The organism is Vibrio sp. Vb1337 (genome assembly GCF_033338715.1).
Classification (GTDB): domain Bacteria; phylum Pseudomonadota; class Gammaproteobacteria; order Enterobacterales; family Vibrionaceae; genus Vibrio; species Vibrio alginolyticus.
Genome location: NZ_JAWOTD010000194.1, coordinates 1 through 1,159, shown reverse-complemented (window position 1 = coordinate 1,159; position 1,159 = coordinate 1). Strand labels below are relative to the sequence as shown.

General features: G+C 46.2%; 2 protein-coding genes. Both read right to left on the bottom strand.

Features of this window, described 5'->3' with window-relative positions:
• Window positions 1-182, bottom strand: a 182-nt coding sequence (locus R7E42_RS25995; RefSeq protein WP_318073229.1) for a cell division protein FtsL, incomplete at its 3' end; no start/stop codon positions are given.
• A 5-nt stretch (window positions 183-187) separates the two neighbouring features.
• Complete coding sequence (gene rsmH / locus R7E42_RS25990) at window positions 188-1,138, bottom strand: 16S rRNA (cytosine(1402)-N(4))-methyltransferase RsmH (protein WP_318073230.1); 951 nt, start codon at window positions 1,136-1,138, stop codon at window positions 188-190.
• Between the last annotated feature and the right edge of the window lie 21 nt (window positions 1,139-1,159).

Genomic DNA, 1,159 nt, shown 5'->3' with positions numbered 1-1,159 from the left:
AATCGCTCGCGCTCAACCAGAGTGTGATCTTTTTCAGTGATCGCTTGACGCGCATGGTGGGTAGCAAATACCACTCCCATTGCCGATGCCACGATCAATAGCAACAATAGTAATGACCAGCGACCAACGGTAATTAAATCCGTGGCTATCAACTTAGCAAGGTTGGGAGTGGGTTTCTTCATAATAATTAAAGCTTTTCAGCAATTCTTAGCACAGAACTGCGCGAACGAGGGTTCATGTCAATTTCTTGTTTGCTCGGTTTTATCGCTTTGCCAACAGTTTTCATGTTTGCGCTGCCAAGCTCTTTGATTTGCGCTTCCGTCAAAGGAATCCCATGTGGAACCTCAGGACCTTTACTTTCTTTGCGGATAAAGCGTTTTACCATGCGGTCTTCCAACGAATGGAAACTGATGACAGATAAACGACCTTCAGGAGCTAAAATACGAGCCGCGCCTTTCAGTGCAGTATCAATTTCTTCTAGCTCACTGTTGATGTAAATACGGAACGCTTGGAAAGCACGCGTCGCTGGGTGCTTTTTCTCTTTAAAACTTTTTGGTGCTGCTTCAGAGATCAGTTTTGCCAACTGACCAGTACGAACCATTGGCTCGTTCTCTTCGTTTTCACGGTATTCCACAATCGCACGAGCAATACGACGAGCGTGTTTGTCTTCACCGAATTCACGAATCACCCAAGTGATATCATCCAGATCCGCTTCCATCAACCATTGAGAAACCGGGATGCCTGAAGTTGGGTCCATGCGCATATCTAGCGGGCCATCTTTCATAAAGCTGAAACCACGCTCTGCGTCATCCAGCTGAGGCGAAGACACACCAAGATCCAATAACACACCGTCTACTTTACCAACTAGGTCATACTCTTCTGCGTATTGAGCCATGCCAGAAAACGGGCCATGAATAATGGTAAAACGAGGGGCGTCAATTTTGCCTGCTTCCGCAATCGCTTGAGGGTCACGGTCGATACTGTACAGTCGGCCATTTGGGCCAAGTTTGGATAAAATTGTACGGCTGTGACCGCCTCGGCCAAATGTTCCATCAATGTAGATACCATCTGGTTTGATAGCCAAGCCATCAATGGATTCATTTAATAACACGGAAATATGTTGGAAGGTTTCGGTCATAGCTTTCTCGTTGAATGATCT

Excerpts from the sequence above, each read along its gene's own strand:
- rsmH (WP_318073230.1), bottom strand. The coding sequence starts at position 1,138 with ATGACCGAAACCTTCCAACATATTTCCGTGTTATTAAATGAATCCATT.